We start from the raw sequence: 24,972 nt of genomic DNA, 5'->3' as shown, positions 1-24,972 counted from the left end.
CACCAGTCACCTGTCCGGTACCCCACGGGAATGGATCTTCATAGCGTCGGCGCATGCCTTCCGTACCCGTCGTCGAGGTCAGCGAGGTGACCCGGCGCTACGCCAACGGGGTCACCGCCCTCGCCGGTGTCTCCGTCAGCTTCGACACCGGATCCTTCACCGCCGTCATGGGGCCCTCCGGCTCCGGCAAGTCGACCCTCCTGCAGTGCGCGGCCGGCCTGGACCGGCCCACCTCTGGCCGGGTCAGCCTCGCCGGGCAGGACCTGACCGTGCTCAGCGAGCGACGGCTGACCCTGCTGCGGCGCGACCGCATCGGCTTCGTGTTCCAGTCCTTCAATCTGATGCCGGCCCTCACCGCCGAACAGAACGTCGCCCTGCCACTGCGGCTCGCGGGGCGCCGCCCCCGCCGCGCGGATGTGCTCGCCAGCCTCGCCGCCGTCGGTCTCGCCGAGCGCGGCGGACACCGGCCGGGCGAGCTCTCCGGCGGGGAGCAGCAGCGCGTCGCGATCGCCCGGGCGCTGCTGACCGCGCCAGCGGTGCTCTTCGCCGACGAGCCGACCGGCGCGCTGGACCGGCGCTCCGGTGAGCAGGTGCTGCGGTTGCTGCGTGAGGTGGTCGACCAGCGCCGCCAGACCGTCGTGATGGTCACCCACGACGCGCACGCCGCCGCGTACGCCGATCGGGTTCTCTTCCTCGCGGACGGCCGCATCGACGGCGAGATCGTCGCGCCGACCGCGGAGGCCATCATGATGCACATGGCGCGGCTGGGGGCGGCGGCATGCTGACAACGCTCGCGCTGTCGACGCTGCGGATCCGTTGGCGGTCCTTCGTCGGCATGTTCGTGGCTCTGGCTCTCGGGTCGGCGCTGGTCGCCGCGCTCGGCCAGGTCCTGGCCACCACGGTCGGCGCGGCCGACCGTGGACCGCAACGCTACCGGGACGTCCCGGTCGTCGTGGTGGGTGTCGACGAGCTGAGCGTGCCGACCGGGCACGGCGGGGAGACGGTGCCGCTGGCGCTGCCGCAGGGGGTTCCCGCCGCACTGGCGACCACGTTGCCGCACGCGGTCGCCGACCGGATCTTCCCGGCGACGCTCGCCACCGGGCCCGGCGGGAGTGTTGGGCGCCCCTGGTCGGCCCTACCCGCCGCGGCGCAGCACCTGGTCGCCGGCCGGGCGCCGACGACCGATGACGAGATCGTTGTCAGCGAGGGCGCCCGACCGGGCGACCGGGTGCAGGTGGTCACGGCGGCGGGGGTACGCCCGTACACCGTCGTCGGCGTCAGCAGCACCGCCCGCGAGGTCTCCCTCTTCTTCACCGACGTCCGCGCCGCGCAGCTCTCCCCGCGCGTCGACGCGCTCCTCACCTGGCAGCCGGAGGCCGACGTCCGCGCGGCGGTCGGTACGCGGGCCCGGGTGCTGGTCGGCGAGGAACGTGCCCGGTTGGACCCGAACCGGGAGAGTGACGCCGATGCCCGCAACAACGCCAACACCATCGCCGGCATCGCCCTCGGGTTCGCCATCTTCATCTCGATCGCCGTGGTGGCCGCGACCTTCGCGTTCGCGGTCGGCCAGCGGCACCGGGAGATGGCGCTGTTGCGGGCGACCGGGGCCACACCGGGCCAGATCCGCCGGATGGTCTACCTCGAGGCGCTGACCATCTCCTTCTTCGCGGCCGCAACCGGCGCGGTCGCGGGCCCGTACGCCGCCCCCGCCGTCCTCGACTGGCTCGTCGCGCGCCGCATGGCCCCGGACTGGATCGACTCGGTCAGCGGTTCCTCCGTACCGGCCTACCTCTCCTTCGCCGCCGGCATACTCGTCGCTCTGCTCGCCGCGGTCACGGCCGCGTGGCGGGCCAGCCGGGTCCGGCCGGTCGAGGCGCTGCGCGACGCCCCGGCGCAGGCCCGGCCGATGCCGCTCAGCCGATGGGTGCTGGGCCTCGGAACGCTGGCCACCGCGCTGGTCTGCATGGCGATCACCGCCGTCGCGGATCCCGGCTCGGCGACCAACCGCAAGACGTACATGCCCGTGCTGATGCTGCTGATCGCGGCCGCCGCGCTGCTCGCCCCCGCTGTGGTCCGGCCCACCGCCCGGCTGCTGACGCGGCCGTTCGAGCGGGTGGGCGGCACCGTCGGAATGCTGGTGGCGGCCGCCGCGACGAGCTCGGCGCGGCGGACGGCGGCGCTCGCGACGCCCGTACTGCTGACCGTGGTCCTGCCCGCGGCGCTGCTCACCGCCTCCGCCATGACCGACACCGCGAGAGCGGCGGCCGACGCGCAGTCGGTGCGGGCCGACTACCTCGTGCTGCCGGACGGCACCGCGGGGCTCGACGTCGAGCTGACGGCCCGCCTGCGGGCCGTTCCCGGTGCCGACGTGTCGACAGTGACCGAGAGCAGCGTCTACACGCTCGAGGGCGACATGGTGCTGATCCAGCGCCCGACGCAGGGCGTGGAGTCCGTCCCGGACGACGCGATCGTCCCGGAGCCGGACTGGGGATACCGGGTGGGTGACACGGCCCGGCTGTGGCTGGCCGACGGCACCGAGGCCCGGTTGCGCGTGGTGCGGCTACTGTCCCCCGGGGCGGGCGCGGCCGCACTCGTGAGTCCCCGTAATGCCCGTGCCGGGCTGCCGTCGACGGCCCTGGTCGACGTGCGGCCCGGCGACGACCCGGCGGCCGTGGCGGCGGCACTGCGCCGAGCCGTGGAGGGGCACCGCGCCCTGGTGGTCAGCAAGCGGCAGTGGTCGGCCGCGACCGCCGCCGGACGGGCGAGCGCGAGCCGCCTCGGACTGCTGATGGTCCTCGGGATCCTGCTGACCTACACCACGATCGCGCTCGTGAACACCCTGGTCATGGGTGCACCGGACCGCGCCGGCGAGCGGCGCACGCTGCACCTGCTCGGCGCCGACCGTGGCCAGGTGCTCCGTTACGCGCTGGCGGAGTCCCTGGTGGCCGTCGGCGTCGGCGTGGTGCTCGCGGCAGCCGTCGCCGCGGCGGGGCTGAGCGGACTGTGGGTGGCGCTGCTCCGGGTGGCCGGACCCGTTCCGCTCGACGTGTCGTGGACGGTGCTGGGCGCGGTGGTCGCGGGCTGCGTCCTGATCGCCACGGTCCTGCCGGCCCTGCTCGAGCGAGCCGCCCACTCACCGACCGCATCGAGGGCGGAGCCGCCAGCGTGACGCCAGGCCGGACGCGGCCGGGGGTCGGCACCGTGGCCCGGGCCTCGGCAGGGTCACCGGCACAGCGCGGTCAGCGCGGGCACCACGTCGGAGGGCGCCGGCATCGCGGCCATCTCGTCGCGTACCTCGCCCGCCGCCTTCCTGAGCTCCGCGTCGGTGATGAGCCGGGTCAGGACGTCCGGTGTGATGGCCCGGGCGGCCACCGCGAGACCGGCGCCGCGCCGCGTGACCACCTCGGCGTTGTGCCGCCGGTCGCCGGGGCCGGGCACGACGAGCTGCGGCACGCCCGCGGCCAGCGCGCCGAGCACGCTGCCCGCCCCGCCGTGGTGCACGCACGCCGTCGCGTACGGGAGCACCCGGTCCAGCGGCACGCGGCCGACGGTCCGGACGTTCTCCGGTAGCCGCGGCAGCCGGCCGGGCGGCCGGACGAGCACGATGTCGGCGTCCACCGTGGGCGCGGCCGCGACGATCGCCGCCGTCGGGTCGCCGCCACCCGGGCCCGCGACGGTGCTGCGGCTCACGATGATCCGCGGCCGCTCCCCGGCGCTCAGAAGCCAGGCCGGCACCGTACCGCCGCCCGAGCACGGCACCGCCCGCATGGGCAACCCCGGTCTCGGTCCGGTGAGGCTCGGCGGTGACACGGTGATCGTGGCGGCCGGCGTGCCGATCCGGTACCGCCTCATCGGCCCGCTCGCCGCCACGGCCGCGACGAGATCGGCGGCGGGGAACAGGTTGTTCTCCTGCAGGACGCCGGGAACCCCGACCCGCTCGGCGGCGATGCCGCCGGCCACACCCAGCGGCTCGTAGACGACCAGGTCGGGCCGTTCGCGCCGGGCCAGCGCGGCCACCGCGTCCACGAACGTGGCGTTGGCGGCGCCGAACAGCTCACCGACGACCGCGGTGCCGGCACGCCCGGTGAGTTCCCGGCGGGCCAGCAGGGGATGACGCAGCAGCACCCGGCCGGCGATCCGGCCGAAGGCGAACCCCGGCGCGACGTCGTGCGCCGCCAGGCCGCCGAGGTCGACGTCGAGCGCGTCGCCGCCACTCGCGACCAGCACGTCGTGGCCGGCGTCCCGCCAGGCGCGGGCCAGCGGGAGCAGCGGCAGCAGATGCCCCTGCAGCGGCGCGGAGACGACCAGGACGCGCATGCCCCATTGAAACCCGACGGCGGCGCCGCCTAATGTGACCTGCATCACTACTTTACGTCTGCTTCGCCGGCGTCGAGCGCCCCACCCACGGCGTGACCGTGCTGTTCGACGTGCACGCCCTCGCCTTCGAGGGCCCACCACCCTGGCTCTGATCGCTACCGGTCCGTGCCGGTGTCGACCAGGCCGCACTCGTAGCCGAGGATGACCGCCTGCACCCGGTCCCGCAGGTCCAGCTTCGCCAGGATCCGGCCGAGGTGCGTCTTGACCGTGCTCTCGGAGACGAAGAGCGCCACCGCGATCTCGCTGTTCGACAGCCCTCGCGCCACCAGGGTGAGCACCTCGCGCTCGCGCTCCGTCAGCGCCCCGAGCCGCGCGTCGCGGTCGGAGCGGGTCGGGGTCTTACCGAGGTAGTGGGCGAAGAGGCGGCGGGTGACGCTGGGCGCGGCCACCGCCTCGCCGGCGGCCACCACCCGCACGGCGGAGATCAGGTCGGCGGCGAGCGCGTCCTTGAGCAGGAAGCCACTCGCGCCGGCCCGCAGCCCGGCCAGCACGTACTCGTCCAGGTCGAAGGTGGTCAGGATGATCACCCGGGCCGGGTGGGGGCCGAAGCGGATCCGCCGGGTGGCCTCGATGCCGTCCAGGCCCGGCATCCGCACGTCCATCAGGACCACGTCGGGCCGGGTGCGGGCCACCACGTCCAGCGCCTGTGCGCCGTCGGCGGCCTCCCCGACCACCTCGATGTCGCCGGTCTCCTCCAGCACCAACCGGAACCCGGTGCGCACCAGCGTCTGATCGTCGACCAGCGCCACCCGTACGCTCATCGCGGTACCGAGGTGATCTCGCGCGCCTGCAGGGGCAGCGTGGCGCACAGTCGGAACCCGCCGCGGTCGGACCGGCCGGTTTCCAGTTCCCCGCCGAGCATCTCGACGCGCTCGGCGATGCCACGCAGCCCGTTGCCGCGCCCGTCCGCGCCGTCCGCCGGACCCGTGCCGTCGTCGGTCACCTCCACGCGGAGCCGTCCGGGCGCAAAGGCGAGCCGCAGCACCGCGGCGGCGCCCGGGCCCGCGTGCTTCAGCGTGTTCGTCAGGGCCTCCTGCACGATCCGGTACGCGGACAGATCGACCGCCGCGGGCACCGCTGCCGGCACCCCGTCGACGTGCAGCTCGATCCGCATGCCGGTGGACCGCAACTGGTCGATCAGCCCGGGTAGCGCGTCGAGGCCCGGCAGTGGGTTGAGGCGCGGGTCCTCGGCCGGCTCGGTGCGCCCGGCGGCGAGCAGCCGGCGCATCTCGGCCAGCGAGGCGCGTCCGGTGGTGATCACATGCTGCAGCGCGGTGGCGGCCCGGTCAGGATGCCGGTCGAGCGCGGCCGAGGCGCCCTGCGCCTGCACCACCATCACCGAGATCCCGTGCGCCACCACGTCGTGCAGCTCCCGGGTGATCCGGGCGCGCTCGGCCGCGACCGCCAGCGCCGCCCGTTGCCGCTCCTCCCGGGCCAGGTCGGCGGTCCGCTGCTCGACCGCGGCCAGGTGGGCGCGCCGGCTGCGCATCGCGTCGCCGACGGCGTACGCCGCGACCAGCAGCAGCCACAGCTCCATCATCGCCTGGCCGACGCTGACCAGTCTGTCGACCGAGACCACCGGCTCCGGTGCCGGTCCGATCCTTTCCTGGACCGACGCACCCTCGACCTGCCCTCGCGCAACCTGCCCTTGCACAACCTGCTTGCCGGACCGCGCGTAGTCCTGCCGCTCGACATAGATCTGGCCGCTCAGCATCGTCGCGTAGGTCAGGAGCATGGTGAGCGCGAGCACGGCGAGCGAGACCCGCCGGCTCCGGGCCATCGCCGCCACGGTGTACAGGACCAGCGGAAGCGCCAGATCGAGCACCTGGAACTTGGTGTCCTTGAAGACATGGCCGACCGCCCCGGCCCCGGTGAGGGCCAGGGCCAGCGGGGGATGGTGTTGCCTGATCAGGAGGCCGGCAACGATCAGTGCGGCGAAAATCCACCACAGGCGGTCCCCGGGGGGAGCCGTCTTGCTCAGATACTCCTTGGCGGAGGCCGGGTTCGTCGGGGCCAGGAACTTCATCACCAGCCCGGGCCCCACGGTCAGCACGATCAGCACCACCGACAGGGCGGCGTCGGTCAGGAAGTGGCGCGGCACGAACCGGGGCACATTCCCATGGTAGGGAGCGTCGGCTCCGGCGGCGTCCGACCCAGGTGCTACGTCCGCGGTATCGGCGGTCGCCGAAGGACCGACTCCGGTCCGACGAATTCCATCTCGCCCGCGGCCACCGTGAAGCCATGACCAGAACAACGTCCACAGTGTTCCTCATCGCGCTGCTCGCGGTCGGGGCCGGGACCGCCGGATGCGATCCCGGCGGTGCCGCCTCCGGATCGTCGGGCCCGTCGGCGTCCGCCTCGGGGAGCCGGCAGCATCTCCTCGCCCTCGGCCAGGAGTGGGTCCAGTGCATACGCGCCCACGGCCTGCCCCGGATGCCCGACGCCGAGCTCAGCCAGGACGGCTACCTCCAGATCGCACCTCAGGCCGGGTACGACTGGAAGGCGGACCTGCGGAACCATCCGACGACCATCGACGCGTGCAAGTCGATCGAGGATCGGTATCCGCCGAACGCGTTCCGCCCCAAGGAACAGTTCTCGGCCGCGGACCTGGCCAAGCTCGCCGAGTACGCCAAGTGCATCCGCGAGCACGGCATCCCCGAGTTCCCGGATCCGAATGCCGCCGGCGAATTCGACCTCACCGGAACCTCGCTGGCGAACGGGATCCCGGAGCAGCAGATGAGCCCGGCGGCGCGGGCGTGCCAGCAGATCTGGACCGGGGACGTCCGCATCACGGACAACGGCGGTACCGTGCACGGCGGCGGAGGGAAGAAGTGAGCCGCCGGCGCGGTGCCGGCACGGTGCTCGCGGTCGCGGTGGCCGCGCCGCTCGCCGCCGGCGTGGCCTACGCCGCCCACTCGCCGAGCTCCCCGGCGACACCCACCGCCTCGGTGGCGGTCGGAACAGCCAGGGTCACCAAGGGCACGCTCGCCGAGCGGGTCCAGATCGGCGGCGTGCTCGGCTACGCCGGCGCCTACCTCGTCGACCATCAGGGCGCGCCGGGGGTGCTGACCGACGCCCCCCACTCCGGCGACACGATCGGCCGCGGCGGCGTCCTCTACCGCGTGTCCGACGCGCCGGTCCGCCTCCTGCTGGGCAGCGTTCCTGCCTACCGCGACTTCCGATCCGGGATGAGCAACGGACCCGACGTGCGCCAACTCGAGGCCAACCTGGTCGCCATGGGCTTCGACCCGCACCACCGGATCACCGTCGACCGGCACTTCTCCGCCGCCACGGCGGCGGCGATCCGACGCTGGGAAGCGTCCTGGGGACGGCCGGCGTACCAGCGCACGGGCCGGCTCGGCCAGGGCGAGATCGTCTTTCTGCCCAACCCGCTGCGGGTGACCCAGATGCAGGTCCGGGTGGGCGGGACGGTCGGGCCCGGGACGACCGTGCTCACCGGAACGTCGACGAGCCGGGCGGTGATCGCGCAACTGGACACCGGGCAGCGCAGCACCGTACACGTCGGGGACCAGGTCGAGGTCACGCTGCCGGACGCCGAACCGATCCGCGGCCGGGTCACCGCCATCGGCGAGGTCGCGACGGCGCCCTCGGCCGAGGCGGGCGACGGCCCGCAGCAGCCGGCGAACCCGGACATGGCGACGGTCCCGCTGACCATCGCGGTCCGCCTGCCCCGCGGCTCCGGACTGGACCAGGCGCCGGTGACCGTCGACATCACCACCGGCACCCGCCCCAATGTCCTGCTGATGCCGATCGCCGCACTGCTCGCCCGGCCCGGTGGCGGCTACCAGGTCCGCCTGAGCGGCGGGAGCGCGGTCCAGGTGGAACCGGGCAGATACGACGAGAGCACCGGCCAGGTGGAGGTCGTCAGCGGCCTCACCGCCGGCCAGACCGTGGAGGTGCCGGCGACATGACCGCCGTCCTGGAGCTGATCGACGCGCGCAAGGTCTACCCGGGCACGCCACCGGTCGAGTCGCTGCGCGGTGTCACCCTCGCCGTGCACACCGGCGAGCTGGTCGCCGTGGCGGGCGCGTCCGGGTCGGGCAAGACCACGTTGCTCAACCTCGCCGCCGGCCTGGACCGCCCGTCCGGTGGCTCGGTACGCATCGCCGGCCACCCGGTCGAGAAGCTGCGCGACCGGCAGCTCTCCGGCGTGCGTGCGCACCTGCTCGGGGTCGTCTTCCAGCAGTTCTTCCTGCTGGAACGGCTGAGCGCGGCCGACAACGTGGCCACCGGCCTGCTCTACCGCGGGGTGCCGGCCGCGGAACGCCGCCGGGCCGCGCACGCCGCGTGCGAGCGGGTCGGCCTGGCCCACCGCGCCCACTCCCCCGCCGCTCATCTGTCCGGCGGCGAACGGCAGCGAGTGGCGATCGCCCGCGCGCTGGTCGGCCGGCCTGCCGTGGTGCTCGCCGACGAACCGACCGGCAACCTGGACTCCGTCACCGGCGCCGAGATCGTCGAACTGCTGCGCGAGCTCAACGACGACGGCGTCACCATCGTCGTGATCACCCACGACGAGCGGGTCGCCGCGGCGATGGGGCGCCGCATCCAGTTGCGCGACGGCCTGGTGGTAGCAGACAGCGGCGGTGCGTCGTGAGGTCCCGCCTGCGCGTCGCCGACCTGCTGCCGGTGAGCACGGTGGGGCTGCGGTCGCGGCCCGGGCGGGCGGCGCTGTCCATCCTCGGGGTGGCGATCGGGATCGCGGCCATGGTGGCCGTGCTCGGCGTCACCCGGTCCAGCCAGTCGGACGTGCTCGCCCGCATCGACCGGGTCGGCACCAACCTGCTCACCGTGGCCAACGGCAAGACCATTCGCGGGGAGGAGGCCGAGTTGCCGGTGACCGCGGGCACGGCCGTGGCGCGTACCGATGGGGTGCTCAGCTCGGCGGCCACCGCGACCCTCGACGAGCGCATCTACCGCAACGACCGGGTTCCCTCCGGCCGGACCGGCGGGCTCTCCGTGCGGGTCACGGACCCGGCGTTGCTCGCCACGCTGGACGCCGCCGTGGTGGACGGCCGCTTCCTCGACGCGGCGCTGGCCCACTATCCGGCCGTGGTGCTCGGCCACTACGCCGCCACGTCACTGGGCATCCGCGATGTCACCGGGAACCCACAGGTCTACCTCGGCCACCGCTGGTACACCGTGGTGGGCATCCTGGCGCCGGTCGAGCTGGCGCCCGAACTGGACGCGTCGGCACTGATCGGCGCGCCGGTGGCGGCCGCGCAATTCGGGTACGACGGCAAACCGACCCGGATCTTCGTACGTGCCCAGACCGAGCGCACCGACGAGGTGGCCGGCCTGCTGGGGCGGGCGGCCAACCCGGCCCACCCCGAGGAGGTCGCCGTGAGCCGGCCCTCCGAAGCGCTCACCGCCCGGCTCGCGGTCACCGGCGGCGCCACTGTCCTGCTGCTCGGCCTGGGCGCGGTGGCCCTGCTGGTCGGCGGCATCGGCATCGCCAACGTGCTGGTGATCTCGGTCCTGGAACGGCGCGGCGAGATCGGGCTGCGCCGGGCGCTGGGCGCCACCCGGCGGCACGTCGCGGCCCAGTTCCTGGTCGAGTCGCTGCTGCTGGGCGCGGGCGGCGGCGCGGCGGGGGTGCTGCTGGGCGCCACGGTCACGTACGCGATGGCCACCGCCCGCGGCTGGCAGACGCTCGTACCGGTCGCCGCGGTCGGCGCCGGGCTGGGCGCTGCCGTCCTCATCGGCGGGCTGGCCGGTGTCTACCCGGCGCTGCGGGCCGCCCGGCTCTCCCCGGCGACGGCACTGCGCACCGCTTGAGCGCAGCGCGAGACCACCGAACGGGGGACGAGCCCCGGTCGACCGCAGATCGGTCGACCGGGGCTCGTCGGTTGCGATCGGATCACCTCGGCGAGGGCCCGCAGCTGGGAGTTGGAACCGACGATGAGACCCGAAGAGGCCGCCACCCATTGTGAGCCAGGTCACATTGATTGAACCGTCGCCCGCCGGACACGTCCGGAGCACCTGGATACCTCTCGCGTTCATCCAGGGAGCATGATGCGTTCAACTCGCAAGTTATCGGCGCTGGCGCTGCTCGCGCTGGGCGTCTCGGTGGTGGCTCCGGGCGGTACGCCGGTGTCGGCGCAGCCCCGGGCCGCCACGCCGGCGACCACACCCCCGGTCGCGTCCCAGCCCCGGGCGGTCACGCTGCTCACCGGCGACACCGTCCACGTCAGCACCGTGAACGGCCAGACCGCCGTGAGCGTCGTGCCGGGCAAGGGACGGGAGCGGATCCCGTTCCTCACCCAGAGCGCCGGCAAGGACGTGCGGGTCATCCCCGCCGACGCCGTCGGCCTGCTCAACCGGGGCAAGCTCGACCAGCGGCTCTTCGACATCACGACGCTGGTCGGCTTCGGCTACGACGACACCCGGGCCACCCTGCCGCTGATCGTCCAGCACACCGGCGCCGCCCCCGCCGGCCTGACCGGCGCCCGGACCACCCGTGAGCTCTCCGGGGCGAGCGCCGTCGCGGAGAACCGGGCGGACGCGGTGGCCTTCTGGAACACCCTCACGTCCGCCTCCGGCGGCACCGAGCGGCTGCTGCGGGCCGGGTTCGACAAGGTCTGGCTCGACGGGCTGCGCCACCCCACCCTCGACGTCAGCGTCCCGCTCACCGGCGCGCCGGAGGCCTGGCAGGCCGGCTGGACGGGAACGGGGGTGAAGGTCGGCGTGATCGACACCGGCGTCGACCAGACCCACCCCGACCTGGCCGGCCGCGTCGCCGCCGCGGCGAACTTCACCTCCGACCCGGACACCCTCGACCGGGTGGGCCACGGTACCCACGTCGCCTCCACCATCGCCGGCACGGCGGCCGCGTCGCAGGGCCGCTACCAGGGCATGGCGCCCGGCGCGACCCTCTACAGTGCCAAGGTCTGCGTCGAGGAGGGCTGCCCGGAGTCGGCGATCCTGGCCGGCATGACCTGGGCGGCGCAGCAGGGCGTCAAGGTCGCCAACATGAGCCTCGGCGGCCCGGACAGCCCGGAGACCGACCCGATCGAGGCGGCCGTGGCCGACCTCACCCACCGCTACGGCGTGCTGTTCGTCGTGGCCGCGGGCAACAGCGGCGAGGCCGGCGAGGCCACGGTGAACTCGCCCGGCAGCGTCACCGAGGCGCTGACCGTGGGCGCCGTGAGCAAGACCGGCGAGCTGGCCAGCTTCTCCAGCCGGGGTCCGCGTGCGGGTGACGCCGGCATCAAGCCGGACGTCACCGCGCCCGGCGTCGGCATCCTCGCCGCCCGCAGCTCGACCTCCGACCTGCCGCCGGACGACGGAAACCCGCAGTACACAAGCCTCAACGGCACCTCGATGGCGACCCCGCACGTCGCCGGCGCGGCGGCGATCCTGACCCAGCAGCACCCGGACTGGTCGCCCGAGCGGATCAAGTCCACGCTCATGGCGGCCGCGAAGCCGAACGCCGCCATCGGCGTCTACGAGCAGGGCGCGGGCTTCCTCGACGTCGCCCGGGCGATCCGGCAGGACGTCACGGCGAGCCCGGTCAGCGTCGCCTTCGAGCGCACCGGCGCCACGCAGCAGCGCACGATCACGTACGCGAACAGCGGCTCCGCCCCGCTGACCCTAGCCGTCTCCCTCGACGCGAAGGACGCCGACGGCGCACCCGCGCCGGCCGGCCTGTTCCACCTCGGCGCCTCCTCCGTGACGGTCCCGGCCGGCGGCACGGCCACCGTGACCGTCGACGTGCAGGCCGGCACCGACCTGTCGGACCACTACTTCGGCGGTGAGGTGACCGCCACCGGCGGCGGCGTGCAGGTGCAGACCCCGGTCGCCCTCGACATCGCCCGCCACCAGCTCAGCCTCAAGCTCGTCGGGCCGGACGGCGGGGCCCCCACCCCCGAGCAGGGCTGGGTGACCCTCCTGACCGACCTGGAGCGGCAGACCGTCCTGGTGCTCGACAACCCCGCGGTCACCACCTACCGGGTCCGCGCGGGCCGCTACCTGGTCCAGACCTACCTGCTGACCGGCGACCCGTACGTCCCGAACGTCACGTCGCTGGTGCGCCCGAGCCTCGACCTCACCACCGACCAGGCGCTCACCGTGGACGCCCGCCGGGCGAAGCCGATCGCGGTGTCCGTGCCGAACCCGAAGGCCACCCCGGTCCACCAGGAGTTCGGCTGGACGATCCGGACCGAGCAGCCACAGATCTGGGGCAGCAACGACCCGTTCGGCGTCGTCATGGGCGTCCCCCTCGACCTCGTGCGGACCGCGCAGATCGGGGCCGGCACGACGCCCGGCTTCGTCTCCTACGTCAACGGGATGTGGGGTCGGGTGGCCGAGGACGGCAGCCTGCACAACAGCCCGTACGTCTACCGGGTCTACCTCTACGAGCCGCAGCGGATGATGACCGGCCTGACCCACCGGCTGCGGGCGGACGACTTCGCCACGGTCCGCTCCCGGATCAGCGCGGACGTGGCCGGCGTGCCGGTGGCGCGGACCGCGGTGGCGCACGCCCCCGGCAACTCGCCGGTCTACCGGGACGAGCGCACCATCCCGCCGAGCTTCACCTACGACGCGCCGGGCACCATCACGGAGTACTACAACCAGGACAAGCGGGCGGTGTGGCAGTCGACCTCGGCCCAGCCGCGGTACACGTACTACGAGTCGCCCTGGACCAGCTTCAAGCCGGGGCGCACCTACACGGTGGCGTGGGCCAACGGGGTGGCCGGGCCGGTCTTCCCGGCGCCGAACTTCGGCCAGCAGTACGCGACCCGCTACTGGGGCGACACGATCGGCGGGCCGGGGCCGCTGCACGGCGACGGCTCGGGGCACATGGGCTTCCGGCACGTCGTCGGTGGCAGCGTGGAGGTGAACCTCTACCGCAACGGCGTGAAGATCGGCGACGCGAACCAGACGCCCTGGACCTGGGACGTGCCGGCGGAGGCGGGTGACTACCGGCTGGCCGCGACCTTCCGCAGCGACCCGGCCTTCACCCTGTCCACGGTGGTCGACGCGGAGTGGACCTTCAAGTCCGCGCACGTGCCCGACGGCGACCTCGTGAAGCTGCCGATGACGGCGGTCCGGTACAGCCCGGCGCTCGACATCGACAACCGGGCGCCGGCCGGCCGCCTGTTCGCGATCCCGTTCTCGCTCGACCGTCAGGTCGGGGCGGCGCCGGGCCGGACCCGGACCCTGACCGTCGAAGCATCCTTCGACGACGGCAGGACCTGGGGGCAGCTGACCGTCCAGCGGTCCGGCGAGAAGGGGGTCGCCTGGGTGCGAAACCCGGCCGGCACCGGCTTCGTCTCGCTGCGGGCGGCCGCGACGGACACCAGCGGCAACACGGTCAAGCAGACCATCATCCGCGCCTACCGGTACTGACAACGGTCCCGGACGCGGCGCCCACCGGCGCCGCGTCCGGGGTCACCGGCGGGCGGCCGCGCCGCGGTGGTGGTCGTGCATCCGCTCGACGGCGGCGTCCCGCTCCGCGGCGTCGTCCTGTTCCTCCCCCAGCTCCGCGGCATAGGCCCGCAGCAGGTCGTGCATCCGCCACCGGCCGTCGCCGGACCGCACCAGCAGATTCGCCGCCAGCTCGGCGAGCAGGCCACGGGCGGTGCGCGGGGACAGGCCGGCCAGGACAGCCGCCGCCTCCGTGCTCACCTCCCCGGCCGGGTGCAGAGGCAGCAGCCGGAAGAGCCGGGCCGCCCCGGGGGTCAGGGCCCGGTAGGACCAGGAGAAGGCCGCCTCCAGATCGGCGTGTGCGTCCCCGAAACCGGCCAGCCGGCCGTCGGCCCCGGCCAGCTCACCGGCGACCGCGGGCAGGCTGAGCGCGGGCCGGCCGACGGCGCGGGTGGCGACCAGCGCCAGGGCCAGCGGCAATCCGCCGCACCGGGCGACGATCTCGTCGACGGCGGCCGGGTCGGCGGCCGTCGCGTCGCCGAGCCAGCGGGTGAGCAGTTCACGGGCCTCGGCGTCGGTCAGCAGGTCGAGGTGCAGCGGGTGGGCGCCCGCCGGGCCGGCCCCGCCGGTGATCCGGCGGCGGCCGGTGGCGATGACCAGACTGCCGCCGGTGCCGGGCAGCAGGTGCCGGACCTGGTCCCAGTCGCGGCAGTTGTCGAGCAGGATCAGCATCCCGCGCTCGGCCAGCATGCTGCGGTACAGGCCGGCCTGCGCGTGCAGCTCGGCCGGGATGGCGGCCGGCGCGACCCCCAGCGACCACAGGAAGCCCCGCAGCGCCTCGGCCGGTGTCAGCACCGCGTCGCCGGAGTCGAAGCCGCGCAGGTCGGCGTACAACTGCCCGTCGGGGTAGCGGGCGGCGAGCCGGTGGGCCAGGTGCACCGCCAGGGCGGTCTTCCCCACCCCGGGCATGCCGTCGATGACCAGCGCGGCGGGCGGCCGATCGCCGGCCAGCAGCTCCTCCGCGGCGGCCAGCAGGTCGCGGCGGCCGCTGAAGTACGGATGGTCGGCCGGCAACTGCGCCGGCCGCCCGGCACCGGTCGACGGCGACACCTCCGGCCGAGATCCGGCCGCCGTCACGCCGGGTGGCGCTCCGGACCGGATGAAGGCCGGTCCGGCGCCGGGCCACGGCCGGGAGCCGCCGGCCGCAGCATCGGGGTCGAGCAGGCTGTCGCGGGCCGCTCGCAGGTCGGCGCCCGGCCGGATGCCGAGCTCGTCGGCGAGCCGGTGCTCGATGTCGGCGTACGCCGCGAGGGCCTCGGCGCGCCGGCCGTCCGCGGCGAGCGCGAGCAGCAGCCGCGCCTGGAGTCCCTCGTCCAGCGGCTCCCGGTCGGCGGCCAGCCGGATCGCGGGCAGCACCGCGGGGACGCGGCCGGCCCGCAGCGCGGCGTCGGTCGCCGCCCGGACGGCCGCGAACCACTCGCCGTCGACGGCGACGAACTCCGGCTGGGTACGGCCGCCGGCCCGCAGGTTCGCGGCGCACCGGTCGCGCCACAGCGCCAGTGCCTCCCGGTAGAGCTCGACGCCCGCTGCGCCGGAGCTGCCACCGGCCCGGTCGACCAGGCGCCGGAAGCGCAGCAGGTCGAGCGAATCCTCCTCGATCAGCAGCCGGTACCCGGCGCCGTCGCGGATCAGCACCGAGCCCGCCGCCCGCGTCGGCAGGCCCGGCTCGAAGCGCCGCCGGAGCGCCCCGACGTGCCGGTGCACCACGTTGACCGCGCTGGGCGGCGGGTCGGATTCCCACAGCAGGTCGACGAGCTCGGCGACGCTGACCGCGCCGCCCGCCCGGACGAGCAGGAGCGCCAGGATCAGCCGCTGCTGCCGGGTGCCCAGGTCGAGTTCGGACCGGCCGCGCCAGCCCCGCACCGGGCCGAGAACGGCGAAGGAGAGCGGGGTGGTCATCCGGACGCGATCCGTACAGAGCTGCTTGCCACGACCGCCACAGCATGGCAGGGGCCGCCGCGGGACCGGCGGCGGGGGTGTTCCCTGCTCAGGCCGCCTGGAGCCCGGTGCGCAGGGCGCGCAGGGCGTGGTGGGTCCGGGACTTCACCGTGCCGATCGGCACCCCCAGCCGGCCCGCGACCTCCTCCGTCGACCGCCCGACCAGGAACACCTCGGAGAGCAGGCTGCGCTGCGCCGGGCTCAGCCGGCGCAGCGCGCGCCGGACGGCGTACGACGCCAGCGCGGTGCCGGTCGTGTCGTCACGGGCCGGAATCCAGGTCATGTCGACGAGATGGACCTCGGCGGGACGGCCCTGCCGGCGCCGGACCCCGTCGATGACGAGCCGCCGGGCGACGGTGAGGAGCCACCGGCGGGCGGCCTCGGGCTCGGCCGGCACCGAGTCGAGGTGTCGCCAGGCCCGCAGCATCGTCTCCTGGAGCAGGTCCTCGGCGGTCTGCCGCTGCTCGCGGGTCAGCAGGAGCAGGAGACCCAGCACGGCACGGGCGTGGTCCGCGTGCAGCGCGGTCATGCGCTCGGCCCGGCCGGCCGGTGATCCGTCGGACGCCCACAGCACGGTCGCTCCCCCCTCCCCAGCAGCAACGGTGAATGAGGCAGGAGCCTAGGGACGGGGGATGCGAATGGACTGACGCGCGAGTGCGAATCGAGTGCCGTCGCCGAGCGCGACCGGTCACGGACCGGACGTGACCGCCGCGAGCAGGCCGGCCAGTCGCCGGCCGGTCGGCGTGTGCGTGTGCGCGTGCGGGATCAGGGCCAGCGCCTCCCGCCACGCCCGTACCGCGGCGTCCCGGTCGCCGGCGGCGGCGAGGGCGTCACCGAGCAGCGCGAGCACCTCCGCGGCCGGGGCCGGCGCCGAGGCCTCCTGGTAGGCGACGGCGGCCTCGCGCCAGCAGTCGACCGCACGGTCGAGCTCCCCGCGGGCGGAATGCCCCCGGCCGAGCACCTCCCACGCCTCGGCGACGCCCAACCGGTACCGCGCGCCGCGCGACAGCGCCATCGCCCGCTCGGCGCAGCGCACGGCCTCGTCCGCCCGGCCCAGTTCGGCGTGGCTCGCGCCCATGATGACCAGGACGTCCGCCAGCAGCTTGTCGTCGCCGGCCACCCACGGCCCCAGCGCCGCGGAGAGCGCCCGGAGGACCTCCTCGTGGCGCCCCTGCGCGCTCAGGATCATCGCCCGGTTGAACCCGGCCCGGGTCATCTCCCCGTACAGGCCGAGCCGGGCGAGCAGCTCGACCGCCCGGTCGAGATGCCCGAGCGCGGTCTCGTGCTCGTGCCGGAAGTAGGCCGCCCCGGCCAGGCTGCGGTGCATCCGGGCCTGCCCGACCAGGTCGCCGCCCGCCCGGGCCGCCGCGAGGGCCACCTCGCCGGTCGTCGTCCAGTCGGCCCACCGGCCGCTGCGTTCGAAGAAGTGCTGCATCCCCAGGGCGAGCTGCCAGGCCTCGGCGTGCCGGCCCTGCCGGGCGGCCCGGCCGACCAGCGCGATGAGGACCTGCCGCTCGGCGGTGAACCAGCGCATGGCGTCGCCGTGCCCGTCGAAGCGCAGCGGGGTCTCGCCCGGCCCCGGCTCGATCAGCGGTTGGTACTCGGAGGCCAACAGCCACCGGTGCGCCTGATAGCCGGTGGCCCGGTAGAACCGCAGGCAGCGCAGCTCCGCGGCGGCGCGCTCGGCCGGGCCGTCGTTCTCCTCGCCCAGCTCGGTGGCGTAGGCGAGCAGCAGGTCGTGGGTGCGGTAGCGGCCCGGCAGGTCCTCGGTGACCAGGTGCGCGCGGCTCAGCTCGCCGAGCAGTGCCCGCGCGCTCCGCAGGGGGACGCCGGCCAGTCCCGCCGCGCCGGCGATCGAGACGTCCGGGCCGGGATGGATCGGCAACAGCCGGAAGAGCCGGGCGGCCGGCGCGGACAGCGCCCGGTAGGACCAGGAGAAGACGGCACGCAGCCCGGTCTGCGGGTCGTCGCCGTCGAAGCCGTCCAGACTCCCGGGCGCCCGGGCCAGCTCCGCGGCGATCTGCGCCGGCGGCGTCCCCGGCAGGCCCGCCGCCCGGGCGGCCACCACGGCCAGCGCGAGCGGCAGCCGCCCGCAGCTGGCGATGATGGCGTCGATCGCGGCCGGATCCGCCGCGACGCGGGCCGCGCCCAGCGGCCGCGACAGCGCCGCGCGGGCCTCCTCGACGCTCGGCAGGCCGACCGGCAACGGGTGGGCGCCCGCCGCGGTCAGCAGGCCGCTGAGCCGGCTGCGGCTGGTGACGATCACCAGGCAGCCGGGGGTGCCGGGGAGCAGGTGCCGGATCTGCTCGGCGTCGCGGCAGTTGTCGAGCAGGATGAGCAGCCGCCGGCCGGCGAGGCTGCTGCGGTACAGGCCGGCCTGTGCGTGCAGCTCGGCGGGAATGCCGTCCTGGGGCACCCCGAGCGAGCCGAGGAAGCCGCGCAGCGCCTCGGCCGGGCTCATCGCCGGCTCGTGCCCGTCGTATCCGCGCAGGTCGACGTACAGCTGCCCGTCCGGGTAGCCGGCGGCGAACCCGTGGGCGAGGTGGACGGCGAGGGCGGTCTTGCCGACCCCGGGCATGCCGTCGATGGCGAGCACCGCCGGCCCGCCCGGGCGCGCGACCGCCGCGCGGGCCTCCGCGATGAGGTCGTCCCGGCCGCTGAAGAACGGCAGGTCCGGTGGCAGCTGCGCGGGCCGTGGGAGCGGCGCCGGCGAGCCGGTACGGGCCGGCCGGGTGCGCTGGTGCAGCACCCGGTCGTACGCCTCCCGCAGCTCCTCGCCGGGGTCCACGCCCAGGTCCTCGGCGAGCCGGTGGCGCACCGCCCGGTACACCTCGACGGCCTCCGCCTGCCGGCCGTCGGCGGCGAGCGCCAGCAGCAGCCGGCTCTGCAGCGACTCGTCGAACGGGTGCTGCTCGGCGGCCTGCCGCAGCGGCGCCAGCACCGTGCTCAGCCGGCCGCAGCGCTCGGCGGCGTCGGCGGCCGCGCGCACGGCTTCGGCGCGTTCGGCCTCCACGGCGAGGAACGCGGGGTGCAGGCGGGAGGCAGGTTCCAGACCGGCGGCGCACCGGCCGCGCCACAGCCGCAGCCCGTCGAGGGAATGCCGCAGCGCCGACTCCGGATCGCCGTCCTGCAGGCTGCGGGCCGCCCGCCGGTTCAGCGACCGGAACCTCAGCAGGTCGAGGGACTCCTCGTCGGCGTGCAGCCGGTAGCCCGACAGCTCCCGGTGGATGTGCCGGCCCGCCGCCCGGGTGGGCAGGTCGGGCTCGAACAGCCGCCGGAGCATCCCGACGTGCCGGTGCACCACGTTCGCGGCGCTGGCCGGGGCCTCCTCGTCCCACAGCAGGTCGACCAGCTCGGCCAGGGTGACCGGCAGCCCGCCCCGGACCAGCAGCAACGCGAGCACCAGGCGCTGCTGGCGGGCGCCCAGACGCAGCTCGGCGCCGGCGCGGACGACCCGGATCGAGCCGAGCACCGAGAAACCGACCGTGTCGCCCGCCTCCGCTCGCACAGCGGCCACGGTAACCGGCCGACCCGCCGGCCGGAGCTTGCGATCGGGCAAGCTACGGCCGGTTCAGGTACGCGAGGACGGCGAGAGCCGCCGGCCCGGGCCGGCGGCCAGCCGCGCAGCTCAACTCACCGCGCGCTTCACGAGCGCGGCGATGCGCGCCTCCACCTCGGGCGTCACCTCGGTCAGGGCGAAGGCGTTGGCCCACATCGTGCCCTCGTCCAGCTCCGCCTGGTCGCTGAAGCCGAGCGTCGCGTAGCGCGCCGTGAACTTCTGCGCGCTCTGGAAGAAGCACACCACCTTGCCGTCCCGCGCGTAGGCGGGCATCCCGTACCAGAGCTTCGGCGCGAGGACCGGCGCGGCGGCCGTGACGACGGCGTGGACCCGCTCGGCCATGACCCGGTCCGAGTCCGGCATCTCGGCGATCTTCGCGAGCACGCTCCGCTCCGCCTCGGCCTCCTTGTCCGCGCGCGAGCCCCGGCGCGCCGCGGTCCTGAGCTCCTGGGCGTGCTCCTTCATGGCGGCCCGCTCCTCGGCCGTGAATCCCTCGTACCCGCTGGTCCTGGTGCTGGCCATGGTTCCTCCTGTGCTCGTGAACCGGGCGTGTCCTCCCGGCCCGATCGCTGTGGTCACAGCCTCTCCCGGCCCGGGCACGGGCCGCCTCCGTGCTGACCACGGAAACCACCACGGACACCCGGGTCGGTGCACCCGCCGGCAACCGGCGGACCGGCGCCGACGACGACCGAGCCCCGGTCGATCCTGCTGGATCGACCGGGGCTCGGCGGTGCAGGCCGGATCAGCGGGCGTCGAACCGGTCCAGTTCCATGACCTTGGTCCAGGCGGCCACGAAGTCCGTCACGAACTTCTCGCGCGCGTCCTCGCTGGCGTAGACCTCGGCGAGGGCCCGCAGCTGGGAGTTGGAGCCGAAGATGAGGTCGACCGCGGTGGCGGTCCACTTCACCTGGTCGGTGGCCAGGTCCCGGATCTCGTACACGTGCTCCTCGGACTCCGACGCCTTCCACCGGGTGCCCGGGGAGAGCAGGTTGGCGAAGAAGTCGTTGGTGAGCACGCCGGGCCGGTCGGTGAGGACGCCGTGGCGCGCACCGCCGACGTTCGCCCCGAGGGAGCGCAGGCCGCCGACGAGGACGGTCATCTCCGGGGCGGTCAGGTTGAGCATGTAGGCACGGTCGATGAGCAGCACCTCCGGCTGGGTCTTCTCACCCGGACGCAGGTAGTTGCGGAACCCGTCGGCGCGCGGCTCGAGGACCCGGAAGGACTCGACGTCGGTCTGCTCCTGGGAGGCGTCCGTGCGGCCCGGGCGGAACGGCACGGTCACGTCGAAGCCGGCGTCGCGCGCCGCCTTCTCGACCGCGGCCGAGCCGGCCAGCACGATCAGGTCCGCGAGCGAGATCTTCTTGGCGCCGCCGGCGGAGTTGAACTCCTGCTGGATGCCCTCCAGGGTCGACAGGACCGTCGCGAGCTGCTCGGGCTGGTTGACCTCCCAGCTGCGCTGCGGCTCGAGGCGGATCCGCGCGCCGTTGGCGCCGCCGCGCTTGTCGGTGGACCGGAAGCTCGCGGCGGAGGCCCAGGCGGTGGAGATCAGCTGGGCGGTCGTGAGACCGGACTCCAGGACCTTGGCCTTGAGCGCGGCGACGTCGGCGTCGTCCACGAGCTCGTGGTCGACGGCCGGCACCGGGTCCTGCCACAGCTGGGGCTCCGCCACCCACGGCCCGAGGAAGCGCTCGATCGGACCCATGTCGCGGTGCAGCAGCTTGTACCAGGCCTTGGCGAACGCCAGCGCGAACTCGTCCGGGTTCTCCAGGAACCGGCGGGAGATCTTCTCGTACGCCGGGTCGACGCGCAGCGACAGGTCGGTCGTCAGCATCGTCGGCTTGTACTTCTTCGACGGGTCGAACGGGTCCGGGATGATCTCGGGAGCGTCCTTGGCGACCCACTGCTTGGCGCCGCCCGGGCTGGTGGTGAGCTCCCACTCGAAGCCGAAGAGGATCTCGAAGAAGCGGTTGCTCCACTCGGTCGGCCGGTCGGTCCAGGTCACCTCGAGACCGCTGGTGATGGTGTCCGGGCCCGTGCCCGTGCCGTGGGTGCTCAGCCAGCCCAGGCCCTGCGCCTCCAGCGGGGCGCCCTCGGGCTCGGGGCCGACGTGGTTGTCGGCGACGGCGGCGCCGTGGGTCTTGCCGAAGGTGTGGCCACCGGCGATGAGGGCGACGGTCTCCTCGTCGTTCATCGCCATCCGGGCGAAGGTCTCGCGGATGAAGTGCGCCGCCGCGAGCGGGTCCGCGTTGCCGCGGGGGCCCTCCGGGTTGACGTAGATGAGGCCCATCTCGGTCGCGCCGACGCCGGTCACCATCTCCTTCTCGGAGGCGTAGCGCTCGTCACCGAGCCAGGTGTCCTCCGGACCCCAGAAGATCTCCTCGGGCTCCCAGACGTCCTCGCGGCCGAAGCCGAAGCCGAAGGTCTTGAAGCCCATCGACTCCAGGGCGACGTTGCCGGCGAGCACGAGCAGGTCGGCCCACGAGATCTTCTGGCCGTACTTCTGCTTGACCGGCCAGAGCAGGCGGCGGGCCTTGTCCAGGTTGGCGTTGTCCGGCCAGCTGTTGAGCGGGGCGAACCGCTGGCCGCCGTCGCCGGCGCCGCCGCGGCCGTCCTCGATCCGGTAGGTGCCGGCGGAGTGCCAGCTCATCCGGATCATCAGGCCGCCGTAGTGCCCGAAGTCGGCCGGCCACCAGTCCTGCGAGGTGGTGAGGGCGGTGACGATGTCCTGCTTGAGGGCCTCGACGTCGAGCTTGGCGAACTCCCTGGCGTAGCTGAAGTCCGCACCCAGCGGGTTGCCCTTGGGCGAGTGCGCGTGCAGCACCGACAGGTCGAGCTGGTTGGGCCACCAGTCACGGTTGGTGCGCGGACGACCGCCGGTCTTCGGGGTCGGCGAGTCGATCGCCGGGTTCTCGCTCTCGCTGCCGTGGGCGGTCACGGAGTCGTGCGCGACCGGGCAGCCGGCCGCCGCCTTCTTGTCCACGCCCTGGGCGCTGGAGGGGGCGTTGTCCTGGGTGTCGCTCATCAATGTCCTTCCGAACTGGCGGATCGCTGGGAGGTGCGTTCGGTCGCGCAGTCGGGGCAGGTGCCCCAGTAGACGACCTCCGCCTCGTCGACCAGGAACCCCTGGTCGTCGGAGGCGGTGAGACACGGGGCCTCACCCACGGCGCAGTCGACGTCGGCGATCGCCCCGCAGGAGCGGCACACGACATGGTGGTGGTTGTCCCCCACCCGCGACTCGTACCGGGCCGTGGCGCCCGCCGGCTGGATGCGCCGCACCAGACCGGCGTCGGTGAGGGCACGCAGCACGTCGTACACCGTCTGGTGGGAGACCGTGGGTTGATCGGCCCGGACCAGGGCGATCACGGTGTCGGTGTCGACGTGCGGGTGGTCGCGCAGTGCGGCGAGCACCGCCAACCGGGGCCGGGTGACCCGCAACGAGACCGCGCGGAGCTGGGTCTCGAAGTCGGGCGCCATGCGACGAACATAGCTCACTCTTTTGGAATCAATCAAGTTTTGCCGCGATCCGATCCGCCCAAAAGATACCCGCCATCGGGGTCGAACGGTGCCTAATGCCCGTTCTGGCGCGAGGCGACCGAAAGGTGGGCGGACAGCGCGCGGAGGAAGTCGGGCGCGTCGAAGATCTCGCCGGCCGAGGCCACGCCGGTCGTCCTCGTGGCACCGGCGAGGATGCGGCGGACCGCCTCGACCGCCAGCGGCGCACTGACGGCGTAGATGTCCCGGCCGCTGGCGACGACGCCGCGCCGCCGCTCGCCGGAGCGCACGACCACGTCGACCGTGAACGTCTGCGCGGACCGGCCCAGCTCGTCGACCGCGGCCGGTGCGGGCGTGTCCGGGCCGGCCAGGTCCCGGGCGGCGTCGGTGGTCATGTACGTGCGCACCTCGGGGATCGACAGGTGGCTGGGGATGGTGACCACGTCGGCCATCGTGAACCCGCCGAGGACGGTGCGGGTGCCCAGCGGAGCGGGGAAGGTCCAGTCCAGAACCGGCAGGTCCCCCTCGTCGTGGTGGTACTCCAGCCGGCCGCCGGTGTAGCGGACCCGCCGGCCGTCCCGCCGTTCGCGGGAGACGGTGCCCGAGGCGAGGGTCCCCGCCGTGGGGTGCCAACTGCTCAACCCGTACGCGACGTGCGCCTCGTCGGCCGCCGTCCAGTCGCCCATCGCCGCCGTGACCAGCAGATCGCCGAGGCCGCCGAAGAAGGCCATCGCCGGGACCACCGCGACGCCGGCGCTCCGCGCGCGGTCGGTGAACCGCGCGAACGTGTCGACGTTGGCCTCGATCTCCGCCGCCACGTCCACGTACGGGATCCCGGCGCGCAGGGCGGCCTCGATGACCGGGGCGGCGGTCGAGGCGAACGGGCCGGCGCAGTTGACGACCGCGGCCGCACCCCGCAACGCCCGGTCGAGCGAGGCCGGATCGTCGGCCGACGCCACCCGGTGTTCGAGCCCCGGATGCGACGCCGCCAGCGCCCCGAGCCGGCCCGCGTCGCGGCCGAGCAGGAGCGGGACGAACCCCCGGGCGCGCAACTCCGCCACCACGAACCGCCCGGTGTGCCCGTACGCGCCGAACACCGCCACGGTCTGATCCGAACCCATCTGAATTCCCCCTCGGAAGATCGACTGAGACGATCTTCCCCGCGACGGCCGGCCCGGACCAGTGTCTGGAACGCCATGCCCCGTACAGTTTCAGACATGGCCACGATCGCGCTCGCCGCCACCGACGGGATGCTGCACTTCGAGTTCGCCATGGCGTGCGAGGTCTTCGCCCGCGACCCCTCCGGCCTGGCGGACCCGTGGTACGACCTCGTGGTCTGCGGCCCGGGCCCGGTCGGGATCGGCAGGTTCCGGGTGGAACCCGACGACGGCCTGGACCGGCTCGCCCGCGCCGACACCGTGATCGTTCCCGCCGTGGCGGACATCGACGCGGACGTGCCACCCGAGCTGCTCGACGCCGTCCGCGCGGCCCACGAGGCGGGCGCTCGGCTGGTCTCGCTGTGCACGGGCGCGTTCGTGCTGGCCGCCGCGGGGGTGCTGGACGGGCTGCGCGCCACCACGCACTGGGCCCACACCGAGGAGCTGGCCGCCCGCCATCCCCGGGTACGGGTCGACCCGGACGTGCTCTACGTCGACAACGGCACCGTGCTCGCCTCCGCCGGCAAGGCCGCCGCGGTCGACCTGTGCCTGCACCTGATCCGGCGCGACCACGGCTCGACGGTCGCCAACGCCGTCGCCCGCCGCCTGGTCGTGCCGCCGCACCGGGCCGGCGGCCAGGCCCAGTTCGTCACCACCCCGGTGCCCGCACGCGACGACCATCCCCTCGCCCACCTCCTGCCGTGGGCGATGGCCCGCCTGAACCGTCCGCTGACCGTGGAGGACCTGGCCCGCCAGGCGAACATGAGTTCGCGCAACCTGGCCCGCCACTTCGTGGCGGCAACCGGCACCACCCCGCTGCAGTGGCTGTCGACGCAGCGGATCCGCCGGGCCCAGGAGCTGCTGGAGAACACCGACCGGAGCGTCGACGCCATCGCCCGGGCGGCCGGCATGGGCACCGCCACCACACTGCGCCGGCACTTCAACCGGACCGTCGGCGTGCCGCCGGAGACCTACCGGCGCACCTTCCGCAGCACCTGACCC

General features: G+C 74.4%; 18 protein-coding genes. 8 read left to right on the top strand and 10 right to left on the bottom strand.

Features of this window, described 5'->3' with window-relative positions:
* Positions 1–53 precede the first annotated feature (53 nt).
* Both NFX44_RS28450 and NFX44_RS28445 read left to right on the top strand, forming a co-directional pair.
* Entirely contained in the window at positions 54–785 is a 732-nt protein-coding gene (locus NFX44_RS28450; protein ID WP_262286679.1) for an ABC transporter ATP-binding protein, read from the top strand.
* Entirely contained in the window at positions 779–3,169 is a 2,391-nt protein-coding gene (locus NFX44_RS28445; protein ID WP_262286678.1) for an ABC transporter permease, read from the top strand. Before NFX44_RS28450 ends, NFX44_RS28445 begins: the two co-directional genes overlap by 7 nt.
* 53 nt (positions 3,170–3,222) lie before the next feature.
* Here NFX44_RS28445 and NFX44_RS28440 read toward each other — a convergent pair whose 3' ends face one another.
* The 3 genes from NFX44_RS28440 to NFX44_RS28430 all read right to left on the bottom strand — a co-directional run bounded on the left by NFX44_RS28440 (position 3,223) and on the right by NFX44_RS28430 (position 6,490).
* Entirely contained in the window at positions 3,223–4,317 is a 1,095-nt protein-coding gene (locus tag NFX44_RS28440; protein ID WP_262286677.1) for a nucleotide disphospho-sugar-binding domain-containing protein, read from the bottom strand.
* Between the two features lie 155 nt (positions 4,318–4,472).
* On the bottom strand, positions 4,473–5,138 hold the full coding sequence (locus NFX44_RS28435; RefSeq protein ID WP_262286676.1) for a response regulator transcription factor: 666 nt from the start codon (positions 5,136–5,138) through the stop codon (positions 4,473–4,475).
* A complete protein-coding gene (locus NFX44_RS28430; RefSeq protein WP_262286675.1) occupies positions 5,135–6,490 on the bottom strand; it encodes a sensor histidine kinase in 1,356 nt (451 codons plus the stop codon). The genes NFX44_RS28435 and NFX44_RS28430 overlap by 4 nt, the downstream gene beginning before the upstream one ends.
* 128 nt (positions 6,491–6,618) lie before the next feature.
* Here NFX44_RS28430 and NFX44_RS28425 point away from each other — a divergent pair, with 128 nt between their 5' ends.
* The 5 genes from NFX44_RS28425 (at position 6,619) to NFX44_RS28405 (ending at position 13,746) form a co-directional block, all read left to right on the top strand.
* Positions 6,619–7,212, top strand: coding sequence for a hypothetical protein (locus NFX44_RS28425; RefSeq protein WP_262286674.1), 594 nt, complete (start codon positions 6,619–6,621; stop codon positions 7,210–7,212).
* Positions 7,209–8,309 carry a peptidoglycan-binding protein gene (locus NFX44_RS28420; RefSeq protein ID WP_262286673.1) on the top strand — a complete coding sequence of 367 codons (1,101 nt, stop codon included), beginning with the start codon at positions 7,209–7,211 and terminating at the stop codon, positions 8,307–8,309. The genes NFX44_RS28425 and NFX44_RS28420 overlap by 4 nt, the downstream gene beginning before the upstream one ends.
* On the top strand, positions 8,306–8,992 hold the full coding sequence (locus NFX44_RS28415) for an ABC transporter ATP-binding protein (RefSeq protein WP_262286672.1): 687 nt from the start codon (positions 8,306–8,308) through the stop codon (positions 8,990–8,992). The genes NFX44_RS28420 and NFX44_RS28415 overlap by 4 nt, the downstream gene beginning before the upstream one ends.
* Positions 8,989–10,173 (top strand): ABC transporter permease, encoded by a 1,185-nt coding sequence (locus tag NFX44_RS28410; protein WP_262286671.1) that lies wholly within the window; start codon positions 8,989–8,991, stop codon positions 10,171–10,173. Before NFX44_RS28415 ends, NFX44_RS28410 begins: the two co-directional genes overlap by 4 nt.
* A 234-nt stretch (positions 10,174–10,407) precedes the next feature.
* A complete protein-coding gene (locus NFX44_RS28405; RefSeq protein ID WP_262286670.1) occupies positions 10,408–13,746 on the top strand; it encodes a S8 family serine peptidase in 3,339 nt (1,112 codons plus the stop codon).
* A gap of 42 nt (positions 13,747–13,788) precedes the next feature.
* Here the strand turns inward: NFX44_RS28405 and NFX44_RS28400 are convergent, their stop codons facing one another.
* From NFX44_RS28400 to NFX44_RS28370, 7 genes are all read right to left on the bottom strand, one after another.
* Positions 13,789–15,723 carry a BTAD domain-containing putative transcriptional regulator gene (locus NFX44_RS28400; RefSeq protein ID WP_262286669.1) on the bottom strand — a complete coding sequence of 645 codons (1,935 nt, stop codon included), beginning with the start codon at positions 15,721–15,723 and terminating at the stop codon, positions 13,789–13,791.
* A gap of 88 nt (positions 15,724–15,811) precedes the next feature.
* Positions 15,812–16,336 (bottom strand): sigma-70 family RNA polymerase sigma factor, encoded by a 525-nt coding sequence (locus NFX44_RS28395; RefSeq protein ID WP_262286668.1) that lies wholly within the window; start codon positions 16,334–16,336, stop codon positions 15,812–15,814.
* Positions 16,337–16,450: 114 nt separating this feature from the next.
* Positions 16,451–19,270 carry a BTAD domain-containing putative transcriptional regulator gene (locus NFX44_RS28390; protein WP_262286667.1) on the bottom strand — a complete coding sequence of 940 codons (2,820 nt, stop codon included), beginning with the start codon at positions 19,268–19,270 and terminating at the stop codon, positions 16,451–16,453.
* A gap of 120 nt (positions 19,271–19,390) precedes the next feature.
* On the bottom strand, positions 19,391–19,843 hold the full coding sequence (locus NFX44_RS28385) for an iron chaperone (RefSeq protein ID WP_262286666.1): 453 nt from the start codon (positions 19,841–19,843) through the stop codon (positions 19,391–19,393).
* Positions 19,844–20,063: 220 nt separating this feature from the next.
* Complete coding sequence (katG, locus tag NFX44_RS28380; RefSeq protein ID WP_262286665.1) at positions 20,064–22,343, bottom strand: catalase/peroxidase HPI; 2,280 nt, start codon at positions 22,341–22,343, stop codon at positions 20,064–20,066.
* Positions 22,343–22,795, bottom strand: coding sequence for a Fur family transcriptional regulator (locus NFX44_RS28375; RefSeq protein WP_262286664.1), 453 nt, complete (start codon positions 22,793–22,795; stop codon positions 22,343–22,345). The genes katG and NFX44_RS28375 overlap by 1 nt, the downstream gene beginning before the upstream one ends.
* A 92-nt stretch (positions 22,796–22,887) precedes the next feature.
* Positions 22,888–23,934 (bottom strand): trans-acting enoyl reductase family protein, encoded by a 1,047-nt coding sequence (locus tag NFX44_RS28370; protein WP_262286663.1) that lies wholly within the window; start codon positions 23,932–23,934, stop codon positions 22,888–22,890.
* 96 nt (positions 23,935–24,030) lie between these two features.
* Here NFX44_RS28370 and NFX44_RS28365 point away from each other — a divergent pair, with 96 nt between their 5' ends.
* Positions 24,031–24,969 carry a helix-turn-helix domain-containing protein gene (locus NFX44_RS28365; protein ID WP_262286662.1) on the top strand — a complete coding sequence of 313 codons (939 nt, stop codon included), beginning with the start codon at positions 24,031–24,033 and terminating at the stop codon, positions 24,967–24,969.
* Positions 24,970–24,972: the final 3 nt, after the last annotated feature.

This window comes from Micromonospora sp. MA102 (genome assembly GCF_025460765.1).
Taxonomy (GTDB): domain Bacteria; phylum Actinomycetota; class Actinomycetes; order Mycobacteriales; family Micromonosporaceae; genus Micromonospora; species Micromonospora halotolerans.
The sequence above is the reverse complement of the archived record's forward strand: the minus strand, read 5'-3'. Positions and strand labels throughout refer to the sequence as shown.

What these genes read in the sequence shown, in the direction of transcription:
- NFX44_RS28440 (WP_262286677.1), bottom strand. Translation starts at nt 4,317, where the DNA reads ATGCGCGTCCTGGTCGTCTCCGCGCCGCTGCAGGGGCATCTGCTGCCG.
- NFX44_RS28450 (WP_262286679.1), top strand. Translation starts at nt 54, where the DNA reads ATGCCTTCCGTACCCGTCGTCGAGGTCAGCGAGGTGACCCGGCGCTAC.
- NFX44_RS28385 (WP_262286666.1), bottom strand. Translation starts at nt 19,843, where the DNA reads ATGGCCAGCACCAGGACCAGCGGGTACGAGGGATTCACGGCCGAGGAG.
- NFX44_RS28375 (WP_262286664.1), bottom strand. Translation starts at nt 22,795, where the DNA reads ATGGCGCCCGACTTCGAGACCCAGCTCCGCGCGGTCTCGTTGCGGGTC.
- NFX44_RS28435 (WP_262286676.1), bottom strand. Translation starts at nt 5,138, where the DNA reads ATGAGCGTACGGGTGGCGCTGGTCGACGATCAGACGCTGGTGCGCACC.
- katG (WP_262286665.1), bottom strand. Translation starts at nt 22,343, where the DNA reads ATGAGCGACACCCAGGACAACGCCCCCTCCAGCGCCCAGGGCGTGGAC.
- NFX44_RS28365 (WP_262286662.1), top strand. Translation starts at nt 24,031, where the DNA reads ATGGCCACGATCGCGCTCGCCGCCACCGACGGGATGCTGCACTTCGAG.
- NFX44_RS28400 (WP_262286669.1), bottom strand. Translation starts at nt 15,723, where the DNA reads ATGACCACCCCGCTCTCCTTCGCCGTTCTCGGCCCGGTGCGGGGCTGG.
- NFX44_RS28425 (WP_262286674.1), top strand. Translation starts at nt 6,619, where the DNA reads ATGACCAGAACAACGTCCACAGTGTTCCTCATCGCGCTGCTCGCGGTC.
- NFX44_RS28405 (WP_262286670.1), top strand. Translation starts at nt 10,408, where the DNA reads ATGATGCGTTCAACTCGCAAGTTATCGGCGCTGGCGCTGCTCGCGCTG.
- NFX44_RS28445 (WP_262286678.1), top strand. Translation starts at nt 779, where the DNA reads ATGCTGACAACGCTCGCGCTGTCGACGCTGCGGATCCGTTGGCGGTCC.
- NFX44_RS28370 (WP_262286663.1), bottom strand. Translation starts at nt 23,934, where the DNA reads ATGGGTTCGGATCAGACCGTGGCGGTGTTCGGCGCGTACGGGCACACC.
- NFX44_RS28415 (WP_262286672.1), top strand. Translation starts at nt 8,306, where the DNA reads ATGACCGCCGTCCTGGAGCTGATCGACGCGCGCAAGGTCTACCCGGGC.